General features: G+C 72.3%; 16 protein-coding genes and 1 pseudogene. 7 read left to right on the top strand and 10 right to left on the bottom strand.

The features are described 5' to 3' along the window. The coding region (locus tag ABD901_RS50350; protein ID WP_345140622.1) for a transposase at positions 1–179 on the top strand (179 nt) is incomplete at its 5' end. A 42-nt stretch (positions 180–221) separates the two neighbouring features. Here the strand turns inward: ABD901_RS50350 and ABD901_RS50345 are convergent. Next, complete coding sequence (locus ABD901_RS50345; protein ID WP_345140613.1) at positions 222–1,121, bottom strand: LLM class flavin-dependent oxidoreductase; 900 nt, start codon at positions 1,119–1,121, stop codon at positions 222–224. Positions 1,122–1,291: 170 nt separating this feature from the next. On the opposite strand from ABD901_RS50345, the gene ABD901_RS50340 reads away from it, so the two are divergent. Continuing rightward, positions 1,292–3,544: a WD40 repeat domain-containing protein gene (locus ABD901_RS50340; protein WP_345140610.1), complete on the top strand. Its 2,253-nt coding sequence runs from the start codon at positions 1,292–1,294 to the stop codon at positions 3,542–3,544. A 14-nt stretch (positions 3,545–3,558) separates the two neighbouring features. Here the strand turns inward: ABD901_RS50340 and ABD901_RS50335 are convergent, their stop codons facing one another. The 4 genes from ABD901_RS50335 to pdhA are packed head-to-tail and all read right to left on the bottom strand — an operon-like array spanning position 3,559 to position 7,718. Then, positions 3,559–4,257: a lipoate--protein ligase family protein gene (locus ABD901_RS50335; protein ID WP_345140607.1), complete on the bottom strand. Its 699-nt coding sequence runs from the start codon at positions 4,255–4,257 to the stop codon at positions 3,559–3,561. A gap of 4 nt (positions 4,258–4,261) precedes the next feature. Then, a complete protein-coding gene (locus tag ABD901_RS50330; RefSeq protein WP_345140605.1) occupies positions 4,262–5,557 on the bottom strand; it encodes a dihydrolipoamide acetyltransferase family protein in 1,296 nt (431 codons plus the stop codon). After that, the gene (locus ABD901_RS50325) at positions 5,557–6,561 is read right to left on the bottom strand and encodes an alpha-ketoacid dehydrogenase subunit beta (protein ID WP_345140619.1); all 1,005 of its coding nucleotides are present in this window, start codon (positions 6,559–6,561) and stop codon (positions 5,557–5,559) included. Before ABD901_RS50325 ends, ABD901_RS50330 begins: the two co-directional genes overlap by 1 nt. Before the next feature lie 50 nt (positions 6,562–6,611). Beyond that, positions 6,612–7,718 (bottom strand): pyruvate dehydrogenase (acetyl-transferring) E1 component subunit alpha, encoded by a 1,107-nt coding sequence (gene pdhA, locus ABD901_RS50320; RefSeq protein ID WP_345140603.1) that lies wholly within the window; start codon positions 7,716–7,718, stop codon positions 6,612–6,614. Positions 7,719–7,849: 131 nt separating this feature from the next. Here pdhA and ABD901_RS50315 point away from each other — a divergent pair, with 131 nt between their 5' ends. Then, the gene (locus ABD901_RS50315) at positions 7,850–8,317 is read left to right on the top strand and encodes an Lrp/AsnC family transcriptional regulator (RefSeq protein ID WP_345140600.1); all 468 of its coding nucleotides are present in this window, start codon (positions 7,850–7,852) and stop codon (positions 8,315–8,317) included. A 41-nt stretch (positions 8,318–8,358) separates the two neighbouring features. On the opposite strand, the gene ABD901_RS50310 is transcribed toward ABD901_RS50315, so the two are convergent. Beyond that, a complete protein-coding gene (locus ABD901_RS50310; RefSeq protein WP_345140597.1) occupies positions 8,359–8,850 on the bottom strand; it encodes a hypothetical protein in 492 nt (163 codons plus the stop codon). A gap of 384 nt (positions 8,851–9,234) precedes the next feature. Between ABD901_RS50310 and ABD901_RS50305 the strand changes: the two genes are divergently transcribed. Continuing rightward, positions 9,235–10,641, top strand: coding sequence for an amidase (locus tag ABD901_RS50305; protein ID WP_345140594.1), 1,407 nt, complete (start codon positions 9,235–9,237; stop codon positions 10,639–10,641). 195 nt (positions 10,642–10,836) lie between these two features. Here ABD901_RS50305 and ABD901_RS50300 read toward each other — a convergent pair whose 3' ends face one another. After that, positions 10,837–11,883 carry a Clp protease N-terminal domain-containing protein gene (locus ABD901_RS50300; protein ID WP_345140591.1) on the bottom strand — a complete coding sequence of 349 codons (1,047 nt, stop codon included), beginning with the start codon at positions 11,881–11,883 and terminating at the stop codon, positions 10,837–10,839. A gap of 147 nt (positions 11,884–12,030) precedes the next feature. Next, positions 12,031–12,534, bottom strand: coding sequence for an SMI1/KNR4 family protein (locus tag ABD901_RS50295; RefSeq protein ID WP_345140588.1), 504 nt, complete (start codon positions 12,532–12,534; stop codon positions 12,031–12,033). A gap of 384 nt (positions 12,535–12,918) precedes the next feature. Between ABD901_RS50295 and ABD901_RS50290 the strand changes: the two genes are divergently transcribed. Continuing rightward, positions 12,919–14,019: an FAD-dependent oxidoreductase gene (locus ABD901_RS50290; protein ID WP_345140585.1), complete on the top strand. Its 1,101-nt coding sequence runs from the start codon at positions 12,919–12,921 to the stop codon at positions 14,017–14,019. Between the two features lie 122 nt (positions 14,020–14,141). Here ABD901_RS50290 and ABD901_RS50285 read toward each other — a convergent pair. Then, positions 14,142–14,306: pseudogene (locus ABD901_RS50285) on the bottom strand (IS256 family transposase); the annotation flags it as partial. A gap of 831 nt (positions 14,307–15,137) precedes the next feature. On the opposite strand from ABD901_RS50285, the gene ABD901_RS50280 reads away from it, so the two are divergent. Both ABD901_RS50280 and ABD901_RS50275 read left to right on the top strand, forming a co-directional pair. Next, the gene (locus ABD901_RS50280) at positions 15,138–15,524 is read left to right on the top strand and encodes a DUF6334 family protein (protein WP_345140582.1); all 387 of its coding nucleotides are present in this window, start codon (positions 15,138–15,140) and stop codon (positions 15,522–15,524) included. Between the two features lie 157 nt (positions 15,525–15,681). After that, on the top strand, positions 15,682–16,053 hold the full coding sequence (locus ABD901_RS50275; protein ID WP_345140579.1) for a hypothetical protein: 372 nt from the start codon (positions 15,682–15,684) through the stop codon (positions 16,051–16,053). 186 nt (positions 16,054–16,239) lie between these two features. Here the strand turns inward: ABD901_RS50275 and ABD901_RS50270 are convergent, their stop codons facing one another. After that, positions 16,240–18,846: a hypothetical protein gene (locus ABD901_RS50270; protein WP_345140576.1), complete on the bottom strand. Its 2,607-nt coding sequence runs from the start codon at positions 18,844–18,846 to the stop codon at positions 16,240–16,242. Between the last annotated feature and the right edge of the window lie 131 nt (positions 18,847–18,977).

Below are 18,977 nucleotides of genomic sequence, written 5' to 3'. Positions count from 1 at the left end.
GCAACCGCGACGCCATCGTCGCCTCGATCGAGCATCGACTGTCCAACGCCCTCGTCGAGTCAATGAACACGAAAATCCGACTCATCGTTCGCAGAGCCTTCGGATTCCACTCTGCCGAAGCCATCATCGCCCTCGCCATGCTCAGCCTCAGCGGATACCGCCCCGTACTCCCCAGATGACCACCAACTGGCCCACGGATCAGTCAGGAGGGCCGCATTTGATCAGGGTGTCGCGGGTCGTGGCAGCTTCCGGATGACGGGGAGTACTTCGCTCGCCACCGCTTCCAGGACGGTCTCGCTGCCGGCGTACCAGCTGTCCGCCCGTGGCCAGTGTGTGATCACATCGGTGAAGCCCAGCTCGCTCGCCCGTCCGACGGCCTCGGCGAAGAAGCCCGCGCTGGACAAGGAGAACACCGGTGCGGCGTCCAGCGACAACAGCCGGTCCACCTCGCCGGGGCCGCGCCCGGCGTGGGCCTCCGCCTCGCCGAACCGCTCGGTCAGCTCGACCACCGAGCGCCACCACGCGTCCAGATCGTCGCAGCGCTCTCCCGTGGTCACCCAGCCCTGGCCGAACCGGGCGGCAAGGCGCATCGAGCGCGCACCGTTCGCCGCCACGACGAACGGCGCCCGCGGGCGCTGCACGCACCCGGGGGTGCTGCGGGCGTCCACCGCGTCGTAATACTGTCCGGCGACGTCGGCGCGCCCGGCGCACAGCAGCCGGTCGAGCAGGGTCACGAACTCGGTGAAGCGGTCGACCCGCTGCCGTGGCGACAGGTCGGGCAACCCCAGCACCGCGGCGTCGTACCCGACTCCGCCGGCGCCCAGGCCCACGGTGAGCCGGCCATCGGAGATGTCGTCGAGCGCGGTCACCTCCCGGGCGAAATGCACGGGATGGCGGAAGTTGGGCGAGGCGACCATGGTCCCGAGACGGATCCGGGACGTGACCGACGCGGCGGCCGTCAGGACCGGCACCGCATCGAACCACGGACCGTCGACCAGATCGCGCCAGCCGATGTGGTCGTACGTCCAGGCGCTGTCGAACCCGAACTCGTCGGCGAGCCGCCACCGGCGCGCCGCTTGCGCCCACCGTTGGTCGGGAAGGATGACGATGCCCACTCGCATGCCGGACACGCTACTTTCTGCCGCCCACCCCGCCGGCACACGGGGTTACTCTGCCGGTCTGCTCTGTGCGGGTGGTCGGGTTTCGAGCGGTTGGGGTTGATGCGCTGGTGGACGAGGCGGCTGCGGTGTTCCGGCGTGAGTTGGTGGCGGCAACGTTGTCGGGGTGGTCGATGCTGCCGGTTGATGAGGTGCGGCGGTTGGCGGAGTTGGCGGCGGCGGCGGATCGGTTGGGTGATCTGCTGGCGGCTGCGGGGGTGTTGTCCGAGGTGGATCCGGCGGTGTTGGTGATGGCGTTGCGCGCCGCTGGTGGGCAGGGCCGGGCGTGGGCGGCGGTGGTGTCGGCGGCGGGTTTGCCGGCTGCGGGATTGTCGGTGGCGGGGCAGGGTGAGCGGTTGCGGGTGGCGGCGTCGGGATTTGCGGGTCTTGATGCTGGGGTGCGTGCGCGGGTGGCCGGCTGGGGCGGCAGGTCGATGGTGGATCCGGTGTGGAGCACCGCGCCGGCCGCACTGGGTGTTGCACTGACCGGCCACACCGGCGCGGTCGTGGCGGTGGCGGCGGTACCACTGCCGGACGGACACACACTGCTGGCCTCCGGCAGCATCGACAGGACGGTGCGGCTGTGGGACCCGGCCACCGGCGTGCCGGTGGGTGCGCCGCTGACCGGCCACACCGACTGGGTCCTGGCAGTGGCGGCGGTACCACTGCCGGACGGACGCACGCTACTGGCCTCCGCCGGCGACGACTGCACAGTGCGGCTGTGGGACCCGGCTACTGGGGAGTTGGTGGGCGCGCCGCTGACCGGCCACACCGGCTCGGTTCGGGCGGTGGCGGCGGTACCGCTGCCGGACGGGCACACGCTGCTGGCCTCTGGCAGCGACGACTGCACAGTGCGGCTGTGGGACCCGGCTACTGGGGAGTTGGTGGGCGCGCCGCTGACCGGCCATACCGACCCGGTTCTGGCGGTGGCAGCGGTACCACTGCCCGACGGACGCACACTGCTGGCCTCCGCCAGCGACGACTGCACAGTGCGGCTCTGGAACCCGACCACCGGAGAGTTGGTGGATGCGCCGCTGACCGGCCACACCGAGCCGGTCCTGGCGGTGACGGCGGTACCACTGCCGGACGGACGCGCACTGCTGGCCTCCGCCAGCAACGACTGCACAGTACGGCTGTGGGACCCGACCACCGGGGAGTTGGTGGGCGCGCCGCTGACCGGCCACACCGGACCGGTTCGGGCGGTGGCGGCGTTACCGCTGCCGGACGGGCACACGCTACTGGCCTCCGGCAGCGACGACGAGACGGTGCGGCTGTGGGACCCGACGACCGGCGCGCCGGTGGGTTCGCCGTTGAGTGCCCGCACTGGGTCAAATTTGGCGGTGGCGGCGGTACCACTGCCGGACGGACGCACGCTGCTGGCCTCCGGCGGCGGCGACGAGGCCGTGCGGCTGTGGGACCCGGCCACCGGTGTGCCGGTGGGTACGCCACTGAGTGCACCGCTGACCGGCCACACCGGCCCGGTCCAGGCGATGGCGGCGGTACCACTGCCGGACGGGCACACGCTGCTGGCCTCCGGCAGCTATGACGAGACGGTGCGGTTGTGGGACCCGACCACCGGCGCACCGGCGGGTACGCCACTGACCGGCCACACCGACCCGGTCCTGGCGGTGGCAGCGGTACCACTGCCGGACGGGCACACGCTGCTGGCCTCCGGCGGCATCGACGGCACGGTGCGATTGTGGGACCCGATCACCGGTGAGCCGGTGGGTACGCCACTGACCGGCCACGCCGGCTGGGTCCAGGCGGTGGCGGCGGTACCGCTACCGGACGGGCACACGCTGCTGGCCTCCGGCGGCATCGACGGCACGGTGCGGTTGTGGGACCCGGCCACCGGCGCACCGGCGGGTACGCCACTGACCGGCCACACCAACCTGATCCAGGCGGTGGCAGCGGTACCACTGCCGGACGGTCGCACGCTGCTGGCCTCCGCCAGCAACGACAAGACAGTACGGCTATGGGACCCGACCACCGGGGACCTGCTGGGTACGCCGCTGACCGGCCACACCAACACGGTCCAGGCGGTGGCGGCGGTACCACTGCCGGACGGGCGCACACTGCTGGCCTCCGGCAGCAACGACAAGACAGTGCGGCTGTGGGACCCGACCACCGGGGAACCGGTGGGTACGCCACTGACCGGCCACACCGACATAGTCCAGACGGTGGCGGCGGTGTCGCTGCCGGACGGGTCGACGCTGTTGGCCTCCGGCGGCGACGACGGCACGGTGCGGTTCTGGGACCCGACCACCGGCGCACCGGTGGGCCACACTGAGCTGCCAGGAGCGGTGCGTGCGCTGGCTCCGCTACCGGACGGCCACTTCGCCGTAGGCTACGGCGACCAGGTCGCCGTCATGCGCCTTTTCCGTTGAGATCCACCGGCGTGTCACCATTCCGGCGGTGGCTGCGCCACGCCGGTCACGCCGTAGGCGGACAGCAGGGCCGCGGTGACCGCCTCGACCGTCAGGCCCGGGGCGCCGTCCTCGGCGGCGCCGGCCGTGGCCGGGTCGAAGTCATACCCGAGGGCGGCGTAGGCGGCGACCAACGGCTCGCGGAGCAGCGCCGCGCCGGTGACCTGGACGACGGAGCTGAACAGCCAGCCGTCGCGGGTCACCCGCTGCGCGGACCCGACGATCTTGCGGGTGCCGGCGAGGTTCACGCTGTAGTCGCCGGGACAGTACTCCCCGGGCACCGCGCCGATCCTGGCGTCGATCCCGAAACCGCTGAGCACCGCGGCGTGCAGCGCCGCGAACCGCCGGAACCGCTCGGCCGTCCCGTCGGCCGCGTCCGGCGTCCGGTGTACGTGGTCGACCACGACGCTGCCGGGGTGGTACACGGCCAGGCTGCCGCCCTGCGGCCGGACCACGGGCACGAACCCGGACGCGCGGACCGCCTCGACGGCGCCGGCGTACCCGGGGCGCAGGGTGTCGCGGCGGCTGAACGCCGCGGTCGGTGCCGGCGAGTAGACCCGCAGGACCTCACGCGCGGCACCGAACCCCTCCCGCAGCAGCCGCTGGCCGAGCACGACGTCGTGCTCCGGGCCGCCGGGGAGCGGATCCCCGGCGAGCAGCACGACGTCGCTCATCCGGTCACAGCCTGGCGATGATGGAGGCCGGGTCCTCGATCGCGTCCGCGACGACCCGCATGAACCCGGCGGCGGTGCCGCCGTCGCACACGCGGTGGTCGAACACGAAGCTCATCTGCGTGATCTTACGGACGCACAACTGGCCGTCCACGACCCAGGGCCGGTCGATGATCCGCCCGAGGCCGAGGATCGCGACCTGCGGGTGGTTGATGATCGCGGCGCTGCCGTCGACCCGGAACGCGCCGTAGTTGTTGAGCGTGAACGTGCCCGCCGAGAGCTCCCGCGCGGTACTGCGGCCCTCGCGGGCGCTCGCGGTGAGCCGGCGGATCTCCTCGTCGAGCCGCGCGGTCGTCATCGTGTCCGCGCCGATGACGGCGGGGACGACGAGCCCGCGCTCACCCTGCACCGCGATGCCGAGGTTGACCTGGTCGAACTCGACGATCTCCTGGCGTTCGGCGTCGAGCCGCGCGTTGAACACCGGGTACTCACGCAGCCCGGCGACGACGAAGCGGGCGATGTAGGCGAGCAGCCCCGGTCCGGCTGTGGCGCTCTGGCGCAGCTGCCACAGTTTCGTGGCGTCGACGTCGACCCAGACGGTCGCCTCGGGGATCTCGGCGCGGCTGCGGGTCAGCGCCGCCGACACGGCCTTGCGGAAGCCGTTGAGTGGCACCCGGCGCTCCCCTGGTACCGCCGCAGCAACGGTGGCTGTCGCGGTGGCGCGCTCGACGTCGGCGCGGGTGATGACGCCACCCACGCCGGTCGCCTCGACGGTGCGCAGGTCCACCCCGTTGGCGCGGGCAAGGTTGCGCACCAGCGGCGAGGTCACCAGCGGCACGCGCCGCGGCGCGGGGTCCGGACCGGGCTGCGGGGGCGGTCCGGGGGGCGCCGGCGGACGGATGCTGCCGCGCGGGCGGCGGCGATGGCCCGTGGCGGTGCCGCCGGTGGTGCCGTAGCCGATGAGGACGTTGCCGGACCCGGCCCGCTCCTCCTCCCGATAGGTCGCGGCCGCGGCCGACGCCCCAGACACAGCCGACGCCGTCACGGCGACGGGCTCCCGGTCCGGCGCGGCCACCGTGATCAGCGGCTTGCCGACCTCGACGGTGGCGCCGGGCGCGGCGTGCAGTGTCGCGACCCGCCCCGCGAACGGCGACGGCACCTCGACCATCGACTTGGCGGTCTCGACCTCGACGATGCTCTGGTCCACGGCGATGACGTCGCCCTCGGCCACCAGCCACCGCACGATCTCCGCCTCGGTGAGGCCCTCGCCGAGGTCGGGCAGCAGGAACGTCCGCGCCGCCATCACTGCTCCCATTGCAGGTCGTCGACGGCGTCGAGGACCCGGTCCACGCCGGGCAGCTGGAAGTGCTCCAGTTTCGGCGGCGGGTAGGGGATGTCGAACCCGGCCACCCGCCGGATCGGTGCGGCGAGGGCGTTGAAGCAGCGCTCCGTGACCCGGGCGACGATCTCCGCCGAGACGCCGGCGAACCCGGCGGCCTCGGCGACGACCACGGCCCGGCCGGTGGAGCGGACCGCGGCACAGACGGTCTCGTCGTCGAACGGCACGATCGAGCGCAGGTCGACCACCTGCAGGCTCCGGCCCTCCGTGGCGGCGGCCTCGGCGGCCTGCAGGGCAACGGGCACGGCCGGCCCGTAGGCGATCAGGGTGGCGTCGGTACCGTGACGGCGTACGACGGCCGCGCCGATGCCGGGTGCCCGGGACGGCAGCTCGACGTCCTCCTTGCTCCAGTAGAGCTTCTTCGGCTCCAGGAACACGACCGGGTCGGGCGACGCGATCGCCGCGCGCAGCAGCACGTAGGCGTCGGTGGGCGTCGACGGGGCGACGACGTGCAGTCCCGGCGTGTGGGCGTAGTAGGCCTCCGACGAGTCGCAGTGGTGCTCGACGCCGCCGATGCCGCCCGCGTACGGGACGCGGATCACCATCGGGAGCGCGACCCGTCCACGGGTGCGGTTGCGCATCTTCGCGACGTGGCTGACGATCTGCTCGAACGCCGGGTATGCGAACGCATCGAACTGCATCTCCACGACCGGGCGCATCCCGTTCATCGCCATGCCCACGGCCATCCCGACGATGCCGGACTCGGCCAGGGGCGTGTCGAAGCAGCGGGCCTCGCCGAAGTCGGCGGTGAGGCCGTCGGTGATCCGGAAGACGCCGCCGAGCGCGCCGACGTCCTCGCCGAACAGCACCACGGACGGATCCTCGGCCATGGCGTCGCGCAGGGCCCGGTTGAGCGCCTGCGCCATCGACAGCCTGACGGGATCCGGGGTGGGCGGGGCGGGTCGCATGGCGGGCCCTGCTGCCGGCTCGGTCGCGGTCCTCGGCTCGGCGACGGTGGTCATCGGGCTGCTCCTTCTCGGCTGAGCTCGTCGGCGATGAGCGCCGCCTGCTCCCGCAGCTGCGGGGTGGGGGTCGCGTACACGTGGGCGAACAGGTCGGCCGGGTCGGGTTCGACGTCGCGGTTCAGCCCGTCGCGCAGGTGCGCGGCGACGCGTTCGGCCTCGGCGGCGAAACCGGCGAGCTGCTCGTCGCTGAGCAGGCCGCGGTCGCGCAGGTGGGTCCGCAGCCGGGTGATCGGGTCCCGCTCGACCCACGCGGCGACCTCCGCGTCGTCGCGGTACCGGGTGGCGTCGTCGGCGTTGGTATGGGCCAGCATCCGGTACGTCAGGGCCTCGACCAGCTGCGGCCCGCCGCCGGCGCGGGCCCGCTCGACGGCGGCGCCGAGGACCGCGAGCAGCGCGGCCATGTCGTTGCCGTCGACGCGTTCGCCGGGGATGCCGTAGCCGACGCCCTTGTGCGCCAGGGACGGCGCCGCTGTCTGCCGGGACAGCGGGACGCTGATCGCGTAGCCGTTGTTCTGGATGAAGAAGACGACCGGCGCCTGGAAGACGGCGGCGAAGTTGAGCGCCTCGTGGAAGTCGCCCTCGCTGGTGCCGCCGTCGCCGCACATGGCCATGACGACGGTCGGCTCACCGCGCAGCCTGGCCGCGTGTGCGACCCCGACGGCGTGCGGCAGCTGGGTGGCCAGCGGCGTGGCGTGCGGCGCGACATTATGCTCGTAGGGGTCGTATCCGCAGTGCCAGTCGCCCTTGAGCAGGCTCAGCGCCTCGACCGGGTCGACGCCCTTGCCGACCGCGGCGACGGTGTCGCGGTAGGTGGGGAACAGCCAGTCGCCGGCGTCGAGGACCTGCGCCGCGGCGACCTGGCAGGCCTCCTGCCCTTGCGAGGACGGGTACACGGCGAGCCGCCCCTGCCGCACGAGCGCGTACGCCTGCTCGTTGAGCCGGCGCGCGGTGAGCAGCGCCCCGAGCGCCCGGACCAGCGCCTCGGCGTCCGGTGCCGGGTACGGCGCGGAGGACCGACGCGGCTTCACGGCCCGGCCCTGCGCGTCGATGAGGGACACCGGCTCCACGCACGGCAGCAGGTGACTCGGCTCACGTGTCATGCCGCCATCCTGGGCCTCTTGCCAATCGCGTTCCACAACCTGGCGGAGAACGAGAAAATGGACTCGGCGACCGGCGTTTCGGGAGCCAAACGTCCAACCCGAGGCGTCGTTCAGCAAGGGAGACGAGACAGGTGGTCAGTCCGCTCGACGACATTGACCGGCGGATCTTGGTGGAGCTCAGCCGAGACGGACGCATGTCGATGCGGACGCTCGCCGAGCTGCTGCACATCTCGCGGGCGAACGCGTATGCCCGCGTCCAGCGGCTGCGGGACATCAACGTCATCCGCGGCTTCCGGGCGGACGTGGACCATGTGGCGGCCGGGATGGGCACGTCGGCGTACGTGACGGTGAACCTGCGCCAGGCGGAGTGGCGGCTGGTCGGCGAGCAGCTGCGCGCCTTGCCGGGGGTCGTGCACATCGCCCTCGTCGGCGGCGAGTTCGACGTGATCCTGCTCGTGCGCGCCAAGGACAACGCCGACCTGCGCCGGCTGGTCCTGGACGTGATCCAGGGCATGCCCGGGGTGGTGAACACACGGACGCTGCTGGTCTTCGAGGAGTTCGAGCCGCCGACCTCAGCGGCGATGTGGGAGGCCCGGTGACAGGAGGCGAGCAGCGCCTTTGTCTTTGTGCGCCTTGACGATCAGCTCTGCGAGGGCTTCGACGATCGGCCCGGGGATCGCAGGCGGCCGGCGCGGGTCTTCGCAAGGTTGCGGACCCGCTTCGTGCGACCGACCTCGCCCAGCGCCGTCAGTACCACGGCGGAGTCGGCCTCCTCGGTCACCTTGCGCTGGAGCCAGTTGGACGCGGCCGCCAACGCTGCGCGGTCCACCGGCGCACCGGACTGCAGCGCCTTGAACAGACCCCACTCCCGAACCCGTCGCGCTATGAACCCGTCGGCGCCCACCGCGTCCAGCACCGGCTCCGCCCACGCGGCGAATGATGCCGCCGACCCCAGCAACTCGGCCCGGCTGTCCACAAGGGACGCCAGCACCGACTCCGCCATGAGCCGGTCGGGCTCAGCGAGCAGCTCGGCGAGCAGGGCCGCGTCGTCACCGTGCCCGCTCTCCTGCACGGCGGCGCTGAGCTGTTGAAACCGGGCGTTCCCGCCGGTCGGATCATCGTTGGAGGCCACCCCGTGAGGGTACCGGCGCTCGCCCGCCACTCACCGGCCGCCGGGCCGCGCGGGTCAGTCCGCTGCGCCCAGGGTTGCGAGCACGGTGCGGTAGGAGAACGTACAGGTTGGTGGCGATGACCGCCGACGCCAGCGTGAGCAGGATACGGCGCACCGGCGGCGGGCAAAGCGCCAGCAGGGCCAGGGCAGCGACCGCATTCACCCGGACAGGAGAATCCGGGCTAAACCTTCATGCCCGGGCTCGGGTCCGCCGCAAAATGTTTAAGGATTCCTCAACCCATCGCCGGATCCTCCACGTCTGACGATCCGCAGCTGCCTGCGGCGCACCGGGCCCAGGCAATGCTGTCTGTTCTTAGTGAGGCCGGAATACGAGAGGAATCCATTGTGACCACAGACCTCACCCGTTTCGATGCGACCGAACTCGCCGAGCTGATCCGCACCAGGAGGGCTTCCTCTGTCGAGGTGGTTCAGGCGCACCTCCACCGTATCAAGGCCGTGAATTCGAAGATCAACGCTGTCGTAACGGTCGCGGACGGTGCGCTGGACGCCGCGAGGGCGGCAGACGAGGAGCTCGCGGCGGGTGCAGAGGTGGGGCCGCTGCACGGTGTGCCGTTCACGGTCAAGGACTCGTTCGACACTGCCGGCGTGCTCACCCAGCGCGGTTCGCCGATCTTCGCCGGACGTATTCCGGATACGGACGCCACCAGCGTGGCGCGCATGAAGCACGCGGGTGCGATCCTCCTGGCGAAGACCAATCTCCCGGAGTTCGCGTATTGGATCGAGTCCGACAACCTCCTGACGGGCAGGACGAACAACCCGTGGGACCTCGAGCGCAGCGCCGGCGGTTCGAGCGGCGGGGAATCCGCGGCGATCGCGGCTGGGATGTCGCCGCTCGGAATCGGAAGTGACCTGTCCATCTCGTTGCGCGGGCCGGCGGCCGACACCGGGATCGTGGCCCTCAAACCAACGCACGGGCGCATACCGATGACGGGGGCCTGGCCGCGGGAGCCGCGTCGTGACTGGCACGCCGGTCCCATGGCCCGCACCATCCGCGACCTCGCACTGGCGTACTCGTTGCTGGCCGGTCCTGACGGCGCTGACGGCTTCTCGACCGTCCCGCGCGAGTTCGACGCCGGCGTGGGTGCCTCGCCGGACCGGCCCGTCCGCGTCGGCTGGCTGGTCGACTCGGGCCTCGGTCCGATCGACGCCGAGGTCGTGGCAACTGTTCAGCAGGCCGCCGATGCCCTGCAAGGACCGGGGATCCGAGTTGATGCCGTGAGCATCCCGGCTCTCGAGCGGGACAACCCCCTCGAACTCTTCACCCGGCAGCACGTCATGGAGATGAAACCGGTGATGCAGGAGGTCACCGCGGGTCACGAGGACCAGATGTTCATGTACTCGAGGACCATGCTCGCCGCACCTGACACATCCGTGAAGGACTACGTGCTGGCCGAACAAGGCATCGAGCGGCTTCGGGACGGTTTCGCGGAGTACTTTCAGCAGTACGACGCGCTCCTGCTCCCGGTCACGACGATCTTCGCGCACGCGCACGGGCTCACGCAGTTCACCCTCGACGGCCGGACGATGGAGGCCTTCCACGTGAGCTCGACGACCGTCCCGTTCAACCTGACGGGACTCCCGGCCCTGTCCATGCGATTCGGTACGAGCAGCGACGGCATGCCAATCGGTGTGCAACTGGCCGCCAGCTGGCACGCAGAGTCGACCATCCTGTACATCGCCACGCTGCTGGAATCCTTGAGTCCGGTCCGCGACCAGCACCCCACTCTCTGACGGCCGGTCGGAATCCGTCCCGGACCCAGCCCGAATCGGGTGGCACAACTGTCGGCGTGCACGGCCACCATCCGCTCATCAGTTTTGACGCGCGGCCGGCGCCCAGGGACCGAGTGCGTTTGACGCCGGCCCAGTGGGAGCCACGGGCATCGGAAAGCGCGAGCAGCTTCGACGGCGGGGGCACGCGCGCGCCATTTACGGACCGAAGATGGGGCCCAGGATGCACACCACCACGATCACGAGGAGCGTGAGCAGGACGGTCAGCCCGACGATCGCCCGCGGTCCCGATACCGGGCGCAACGCGGGCCGCCGGGCTGCGAGCGGTGGGCCCAGGACGGGCTCCGGCGGCGTCTCGACACCGGGATCGCCGGCCAGCTCGGCGAGCAGGGCGTCGGCGGCCTCGGCGGTGCCGCCCCGCTCGGCCAGCAGCGTCACGACCTCGGGGTGGCCGTGCCGGATCAGCGCCACGAGCAAGTGCTCGGTGCCCACCTGCGCGGAGCCCGCCTCCCGCGCGATCACCGCGGCCGCCGCGAGCACCCGCTCGGTCGGCCCGGCCAGCGAGGCCACGTCCTCGATCGGCGCGGCGGGCTCCGACGGCGGCACCGGCGGCGCGGTCCACACCCGGACCACGTTGCCTCCGTTGTACAAGGCGAGCGCCGTGGCCAGGTCGACCGGCGTCACGTTGCCGCGTCCGGCGGCCCGGCCCAGCGCGGCGCCTTCCCGCACGACGGCGCGCGCGTCGACCGTCAGGCGCGTGTAGCTCAGGGCCGAGCCTGCCCCCTCGACGGCCCGCGGCTCCTCCGGCGGCCCTTCGGTGCCCAGCCCTCCGGCCAGCCGGGCGAGCAGCGCATCGACGGTTTCGGCCGTCGCACCCCGCGCGCCGAGCCCCGCCACGACGTCCGGCGGCCCGCTCCGGACGAGCGCGGCGAGCAGGTGCTCGGTGCCGATGTGCGCGGCCGCCTCGGCCACCGCGACACGCAATGACTGCGTCAGGACCGCTCGCGCCACCTCATCGAACCGATGTGGCGCCTTCGGCAGCACGCGCCCACCTTGGGTGCTTGTGGGTTCGGCCGGCTCGGGTGGCTGAGGCGACGTCCAGATACCAGCGGTGTTGCCGACCGGCCGGGCAGCCAGCGCGGCGGCGAGATCGGCCGGGGTCATCTCCGACCGGCCGGCGGCGACGGCGTAGTACGGCACAAGCGCCACCACCTGCCGCGCCTCGGCAGTGAACCGTTCGAACACGAGGCACTTTCTACCCGACCACGCCGACCCACGGAACCCGGGCCAGGTCGGCGCTCCTGCATAGGGGTACGCACTCATGTCGAATACAGCGCATCTGACCTCGTCGAAGCCGGACGTTTGCGCCTTGACTGCAGAACCCGGTGCTGGTCAACCGCGGAGGTCCTCCCGCCGCAGCACTTCCCGAGGCCGTGGCTCGCGCGGCGCCATCGGCATCAGTTCGTCATCGTCGTCCGCGGTGAGGTAGTTGACGAGCCATTGCGGGAACGTCAGGTTCAGGCAGAACAGCTCACCCTCCTCGTTGCCCCACATCATCCCGTCCGGGTGGCGGCAGTCGACCAGCGACCAGAAGGTGCAGCCCCAATCAAGCAGCAGCATCATCCGCTCCGGCAGTGGACCGGCGCCGCTGCCGAAGAACTTGTACGCCTCCACGATGTCGATCCACTCGGCGTCCACGTACCCGCCCGGCACACCCATCACCGCGGCGTGGGGACCGAAGCCGCCATTGGCGACTTCCAGGTAGATCCGGCGCAGCAGCGGCGGCAGCGCAAACCCGAGGGCCTCCTCGGCCGCCGCGACCGCCTCCGGCGTGGCCGGCGCGCCCCACTCCTTGCCGGGCCGGGCCAGTAGCGCCGCCAGAACCTCCTCATCCACCACGACGGCACCCTATGCGCGGCTGCTGCCGTGCCGATGACCCGACCGCAAACATTCGCCGGTGCACTTGCACGGGAAGACCCGCGCTGCTGACGCGACGGGTGGTCGGTCATTTGCGCGGCTTCGGGTTGCTGTCCGTACGCCGCTTCGGTCGGTCTGTCTGCCGGTTGGTGCGCGCTCGTGCCGAAGCGCGGACGCCGGACAACGACGCGGCGACGGCGTTGTCGTAACACGATCCTGTCCGGCACATCGAGGGAGCATGTCGAGCCTGGTCAACGTGGCCCGGAAGGCCCCGGGCTGACATCGTGGAGGAGCTGCGGAGGTCGTGGGCGGGTACCGTGCACGGGGGCGGGAAGGCGCGGATCTCGCCGTACCGTCGCAGCAATGCGAAGCGTGGACGTTCTGGTGGTCGGGGCCGGGCTCGCCGGGCTGCACACCGGGCGGCTGCTGGCGCGGCGCGGGCTCGACGTGCTCGTTGTCGACCGGCGGCGAAACCTGGCGATCGGCGTGCGGACGACGGGAATCTTCGTCCGGCGTACCCTCGACGACTTCGACCTGCCACCGGCCGCGCTCGGTCCTGGCGTGCGCGACGTGCTGCTCTACCCACCGTCGCGCCGGGCGCCGATTCGGCTCAGCAGCGACCGCGACGAGTACCGGGTGGCCGACATGCCGGCGGTGTACGAGCACGCCCGTCGAGCAGCGGAGGCAGACGGCGCCGAGGTCCGGCTCGGGGTGCGCTACACCGGTTGCTCCGGCGGGACGGCGCAGTTCGACGGTGCCGAGCCGGTGGGGGCGCGATACGTCGTCGGCGCGGACGGCGCCCGGTCTCGGGTGGCGCGGGACCTCGGACTCGACACTAACCGGCGATTCCTCATCGGTGCCGAGATGGTGTACCCCGTCATGGCCGGCGATGCCCACCCCACGTTCCACTGCGTCCTGGACCCGCGCATCGCACCCGGGTACCTCGGCTGGGTCATCGACGACGGCCACCACGCGCACCTCGGCGTGGCCGGATACCCGCACGCGATGCGCGCGGGCGTGCGGCACCTGCTCGACGCGTTCGCCGCCGACGCGCCGGGGCGGGTGGCGTCCGCGGGGCCGGTCGAGCGGCGGGGCGGACCGATACCGGTCGGCGGCGTGCTACGGCGGCTGGCCGGGCCAGCGGGGCTCCTTGTGGGCGACGCGGCGGGGGCCGTATCGCCGTTGACCGCCGGCGGCCTCGATCCGTGCCTGCGCATGGCCGAGCTGGCCACATCCGTCATCGTCGAGTACCTGCGCGGCGGAGACGTCAGGGCCCTGCGCCGTTACGACGGCGTGGCGCTGCGTTCGCGGTACCGCGGCCGTCTCCTGCTGCGACACCTGTTGGCCGGTATGCGATCGGCCGCCGCGGCCGAGGCGGCGGTCGCGGCATTGCGCTCGCCCGTCGGCCGTCGAACGGCGGCTCGGATCCTCTTCGGCGACGGCTCCTTCCCAGACATCGACTAGACCCGCAGCAGGACACAGCCATCGACGCGACGGCCGCCGCCGGGCGAGAGGCTAGGGTGGGCGCCAGGTACGAGTGGTCGATGCGGCAACTGCCAGTGCTCGGCATGATCGCCCAAGCGCACGATCGCCCCGGCCGAGGTCATCACCTGCCGCGGCTGCGCGTGGCCGTTGCGCACCACCAGGCGGCGACCCCGTTCGTCACGTTCGTGCGCCAGCTCGGCGAGGTCGGCGTCGACCTCGGCCTCCAACGCGGCGGCCAGCATCCGCCGCGCGCCCTCCCGCACAACAATGACGATCTATACGGCCGTGAGTCCCGATTCGAGCCGTACAGCGCGACAGTGGTCATGGCCGGCCTGTCACTGGTTACCGTCGTGACGCGCGACGAGGACAGCCCTTTCAGTCAGAACATCCGATCCCTGCTCCAGCGCGCGCTTATCAGCCAGGTGAGACGCAACTGAACCTGCGGTAGCCGACGTCCGCGAGTCGTGCGCGGCCTCCAGGTAAATCCATCACCCTCCGTGCGGGGCTGAATTGCCGAGCGACATGAAGAAAGCAGGCCCCGGCCGCGAAGGCCGCCATCCGGCAGCCAAGGCCCGGCTGACGCAGGCAGCCACCGTTCCAGGCAGCACCGGTTGGCTTGGCAACCCGAACCAGTTACCGGGATGGGCAGACGGCAGCGATACGGCCAGCACAGCGCCCCGCCCTTCTGCTCGCTCGACCACAAAGGTCAGTGGCGCCCACCCATTGGCTTGGCAGTAGGTCGGCTTGCGACGCACCAACCAGCGGAATGCGACGCCGTCGCCGACGATCCGCCGGGAGCCCTTACTGGCCAGAGTCATCCGTACCCTCTCGCTTCCGACCGCCCGTACGGGGAGGACGGTAGCGAGAGCACAACGTCAGCGCTATTGATTAGCGACTCTTCGAACGTGCTCGGATGCACGGATCTATCGCCGTCCGTGCGCGCCGGCCTGACCGCACACGGTCGCTCCGCGCAGGTGTCAGCCGTGGGTTGAGCATCCGCGCGGCGCCCGGAGGTGCCGAATAGCGGACCCATCGGCCGACGCAGTCGGTGCCATGATCTCCGTGTGGCGCGTAACTTGCCTTCTTCTGTGCCCTCCGTGTTGACCGATCTGGCTGAGGTCGTGCATCTGGCGTACGTCGACGACCCTTCCTGGCTCGTGGCGGTCCAGTTCCGCTTCGACGAGGGATACCTCCACGTGGAGGTTGATCCGGACGACGACACGGTCGAGGTTTCCTTCGATCCGGGGCGACGGCCGCCGCTTCGCCACTGGGTGTCGGATTCGGTGCCAGCCCAAACGGATCAGCACTATGCCGGCCTGCTCGGCGTGACCTCCGCCTGGCGGTGGGTGCTCCGCAATCAGCAGGGGTACGAGGACGCTTTCCAGATCGAACTGAGCACACCCTCGTCAATCACGACGCTGCAGTACCTTGCGATGGCCTCGCGCCTCCACCTCCGCCGCGTGAACGACGCACCAATCCCGTAGAGGGCCCTTGACGCCTATGCCCGAGCCCCTGCCCCGATGCTCGCTCATGCCGCTGTGGGTGTGCTGGCGTTCGTTCCCGCTGGTGACGCACGGTAATGGCTGGCTTCCCAGTCCCCGGCGTGCATACAGGCCGTGCCAGTAGGATCGGTGCCCGTGAGTGGCGTACGGCCGCGGCCAGTTCTGCGGGTTCCTGGACGTGCTGCAGCCCGCCGACTCGATGCCGCAGCTCGACCTGGCGACGCGGGCCCGCCGATCCGCCGAGCTGCTGCGGACCGCTCCGGGTGTGCCGTTCGCCCTCGACGATCTGCTGCCGGTCGCGATGACGGACAACGGCGACACGGTGTACTGGCTGCGGCAGGGTTCTCCCGACGCCTGGAAGATCGTCGCCAACGGCGCCCGCAACACCAAGTGGCCGCACTTCGACGGCGGAATCGTGGCATTCCTGCATGCGGTGCTCTCCGGCGCACACCACGTCGAGGTGTTCCCGCGCTCGTTCCCAGGCTCACGCCGCACCTTCGACCCGTATTAGTTTCGCCCGGAGCCCTCGACGTGCGCTACGAGATCTACGAACGCCGCGCCGCACTCCTGGCCGGCGTGACCCCGCTCGCCCTCCCGCTCTTCACTGCCGACGTCGTCGATCTGGCTTTGTCGGTACGCCCAATGCTCGACCCCCTTCACTCCGCCCTCGGCGGCGCTGCACGATGCCATCGCCACGCTACGTTGAGTGTGGCGGCAGGGCGGCGGTGAGGCGGCGGGCCTCCGTGGCCAGGCGGGACGTGCCGCGCTTGGCGGCGATCGCCGACAGGCCCGGGATCTCGGCCGGGCCGGGGGCGGCGGTGGCGGTCTCGGCGGCCAGGGTCAGCAGGTCGGGTGTGCCGCGCGGCGGTGTCTTCGCCTCCAGCAGGGCCGGCAGGGCGGCGGCGAGCAGGCGCCACACCGTGCGCGGGGCGCCGGCCGTTGCGGCGTCGCGCAGGGGTTGCGCGGCGCGGCCGATGGTGACGGCGCCAGCGGCGGACAGCGCGCCGAGGTGGGTGCCGGCGGTCTCCGCGTCGAACGCACCGGACGCCGCCAGGAGCAGCAGGGTGTCCAGGCCGGCGAGGCGGTCCTGCTCGTGGCGGGCCGTCAACGCGTACGCGACGCCGATCGGCAGTGCCGGGCCCGGGTCGCCGGCGGTCTCGGCCAGCAGCAACAGGGCGTCCGCCCGGCCGCGGACGTCCAGGTCGGCGCTGGAGGCGATCTCCGGCAGCGCGTATGCGGCGACGAGGCCGCGGTCCCAGGGCAGCAGGCCGGGCCAGAGCTCGTGCCAGCCGAACTCGCTCTCGCCCGGCGGGCCGGAGCGGGCGTTGAGCAGGCCGTAGGTCTCGGTGCCGGGCAGGCCGTAGCGCTCGGCGTCCATCGGCGGCGACGCGGCGGTGACCTGCACGCGGGCGGCGGGCAGGCCGTCGTAGCCGTAGTCGAAGCCGCGGTCGCGGGGGCGGCGCGGGGCGAGCTCGACGTGCCACTGCGGCGTGGGCAGGCCGCCGGCGCGCAGGCGGGCGGCCAAGCGGGTGGCGGCGGGGGTGCCGATCGCCTCGGCGCGGGCGGCGGCCGGCTCGTCGGGGTCCTTCGGCAGGCGCAGCAGGGCCTGGATCAGGTCCCACGGCCAGGCGTCGGCCTCGCCGAGCGCGGCGACGCGCTCGAGCAACACCTCGGTGTCGAGGGCGCCGTTGGCCGACGTCGGGGCGGACAGGAGCCCGCCGGGCAGGGCCGCCGAACCGGCGTGCGCGCCGATCTCGGCGAGGCGGGCGCGCAGGATGCGGTGGATCGGCGGCACGCGACGGTCGGGCATCGGCTCGCCGAGCACGAGGAACCGGCGGGCCGCGGCGAGCACGGCCGCCCAGCCGCCCCGGCGCGCGCTCGCCTGCTCCGGCTCGGCCGCGGCGTGCAGGAGACCGGTGAACGCCCCGCACAGGCAGCGCGGGTCCCAGCCGTGCTCGCCCATGCCCTCGCGATGCCGCTCCAGCACCGGCAGCAGCGCGGCGCGCAGGCGCGGACGGTCGGCGGCGGCGAGCCGCACCGCGCCGTCGACGATGCGCTCGAGCGGCAGCAGCGCCGTGAACGGCCGGCCGCTGTAGAAGGCGGCGACCTCCTCGGCGAGCTCGTCCGGGTCGGTGATCGGCGGCGGTGCGGGCGCGGGCGGCGCCGGCGGCGGGAGGTCGTCGTCGCGCGCCATTGCCGGGGCCGCGACGAGCGGCGCGGTGCCGCCGAGCCTGGCGGCCAGCGCACCGGCCCGCTCGCGCAGCTCGATCGCCGGGTGATCGGCGGCCTCGCCCAGCACGGCGGCGATGTCGCCGGCGCGGTCGCGGTGCCGGCGCGCGAGCGCCTCCAGCCACCCGAGCTGCCCGCGGACGAGGCCCTTGTCGGTGCGCCGCAGCACGGCGGCGGACGCCTCGAGGATCGCGTCCAGCTCGACGCCCGGCGCCCCGCGCAGCAGCTTCTGCGCCGCCGTCGCCACCGAGGACGGCGCGTCGGCGAGCAGCCGCAGGTAGTCACCGGCGTCGGCGGTCACCTCGGCCTCGGTCGGCTCCAGCTCGATCAGCAGCGCGACGATGCCGCGCAGCGACCCCGGCCGGTCCCCGCGCAGCAGCCGGCTCAGGCACCCGCGCAGCATCACCCCGCGGTCGACGCGCCTTTCTGCGGCGAGCCCGGCGAGCGCGAGCACCACCGCGAACCGCCCGCGCGTCCCCGGCGCCTCGAGCTCGGTCAGCCGCTCGCCGGCCCCGTCGACGGTGAACACGTGCGGTAGCAGCGGCTCCAGAAACGGGTCCTCGCGCAGCCGGTCGACGACGGGCCGCGACCGCAGCCGCGCGACCGAGGGGAAATACAGGTCGCGCAGCCACCCGATCACGAACCAGTCGTCGGCCGGCGGCGCATGCCCCCCGGCCGCGAGCAGCCGAGCGATGAACGCCCACAGCTGATCGCTGGGGTCGGCGGAGCGCCGCGACGCGAGGCCGGACAACCGGTACGCGAGATCCGGCACCCAGTCCACACTGCGTGCCGCGGCGACTTCGAGCAGCGCGTCGGCCGTGGCCGGCCCGGGCGACATCCACCGCGCAGCCGCCAGCACCCGCGCCGCCGCGGCGGCCGACGGCGCACTACCCCCGACGGCCACGACGAGCGCGGTCAGCTCGTTGCCGTTCCAGAAGTTCTCGGACCGCTTCTTGACCCAGGCGAGCAGCTCCCCGTTGAGCGCGACCCGCTCACCATCGTCGAGCGCAGCGACGGCGGCCTTCACTTCGCCCACGCGCCCGCGCCGGACGAGCTCCAGATCAACCACCGTCATGACACCCGCCGTGCCGGCGGCGGCAACCGCAAGCGGCGCGCGCGGCATTACCACGGTCGTAGCTGCGCCCGGAGCAACCCGTGCCCAAGGCTGGGCCAGCGGTCAAACCTTGAGGCAGTCCACCCTGCGCG

The sequence above is a fragment of the Dactylosporangium darangshiense genome, assembly GCF_039537565.1.
Classification (GTDB): Bacteria; Actinomycetota; Actinomycetes; order Mycobacteriales; family Micromonosporaceae; genus Dactylosporangium; species Dactylosporangium darangshiense.
Note: the sequence above shows the minus strand (reverse complement) of the source record. Positions and strands in the feature narration are given on the sequence as shown.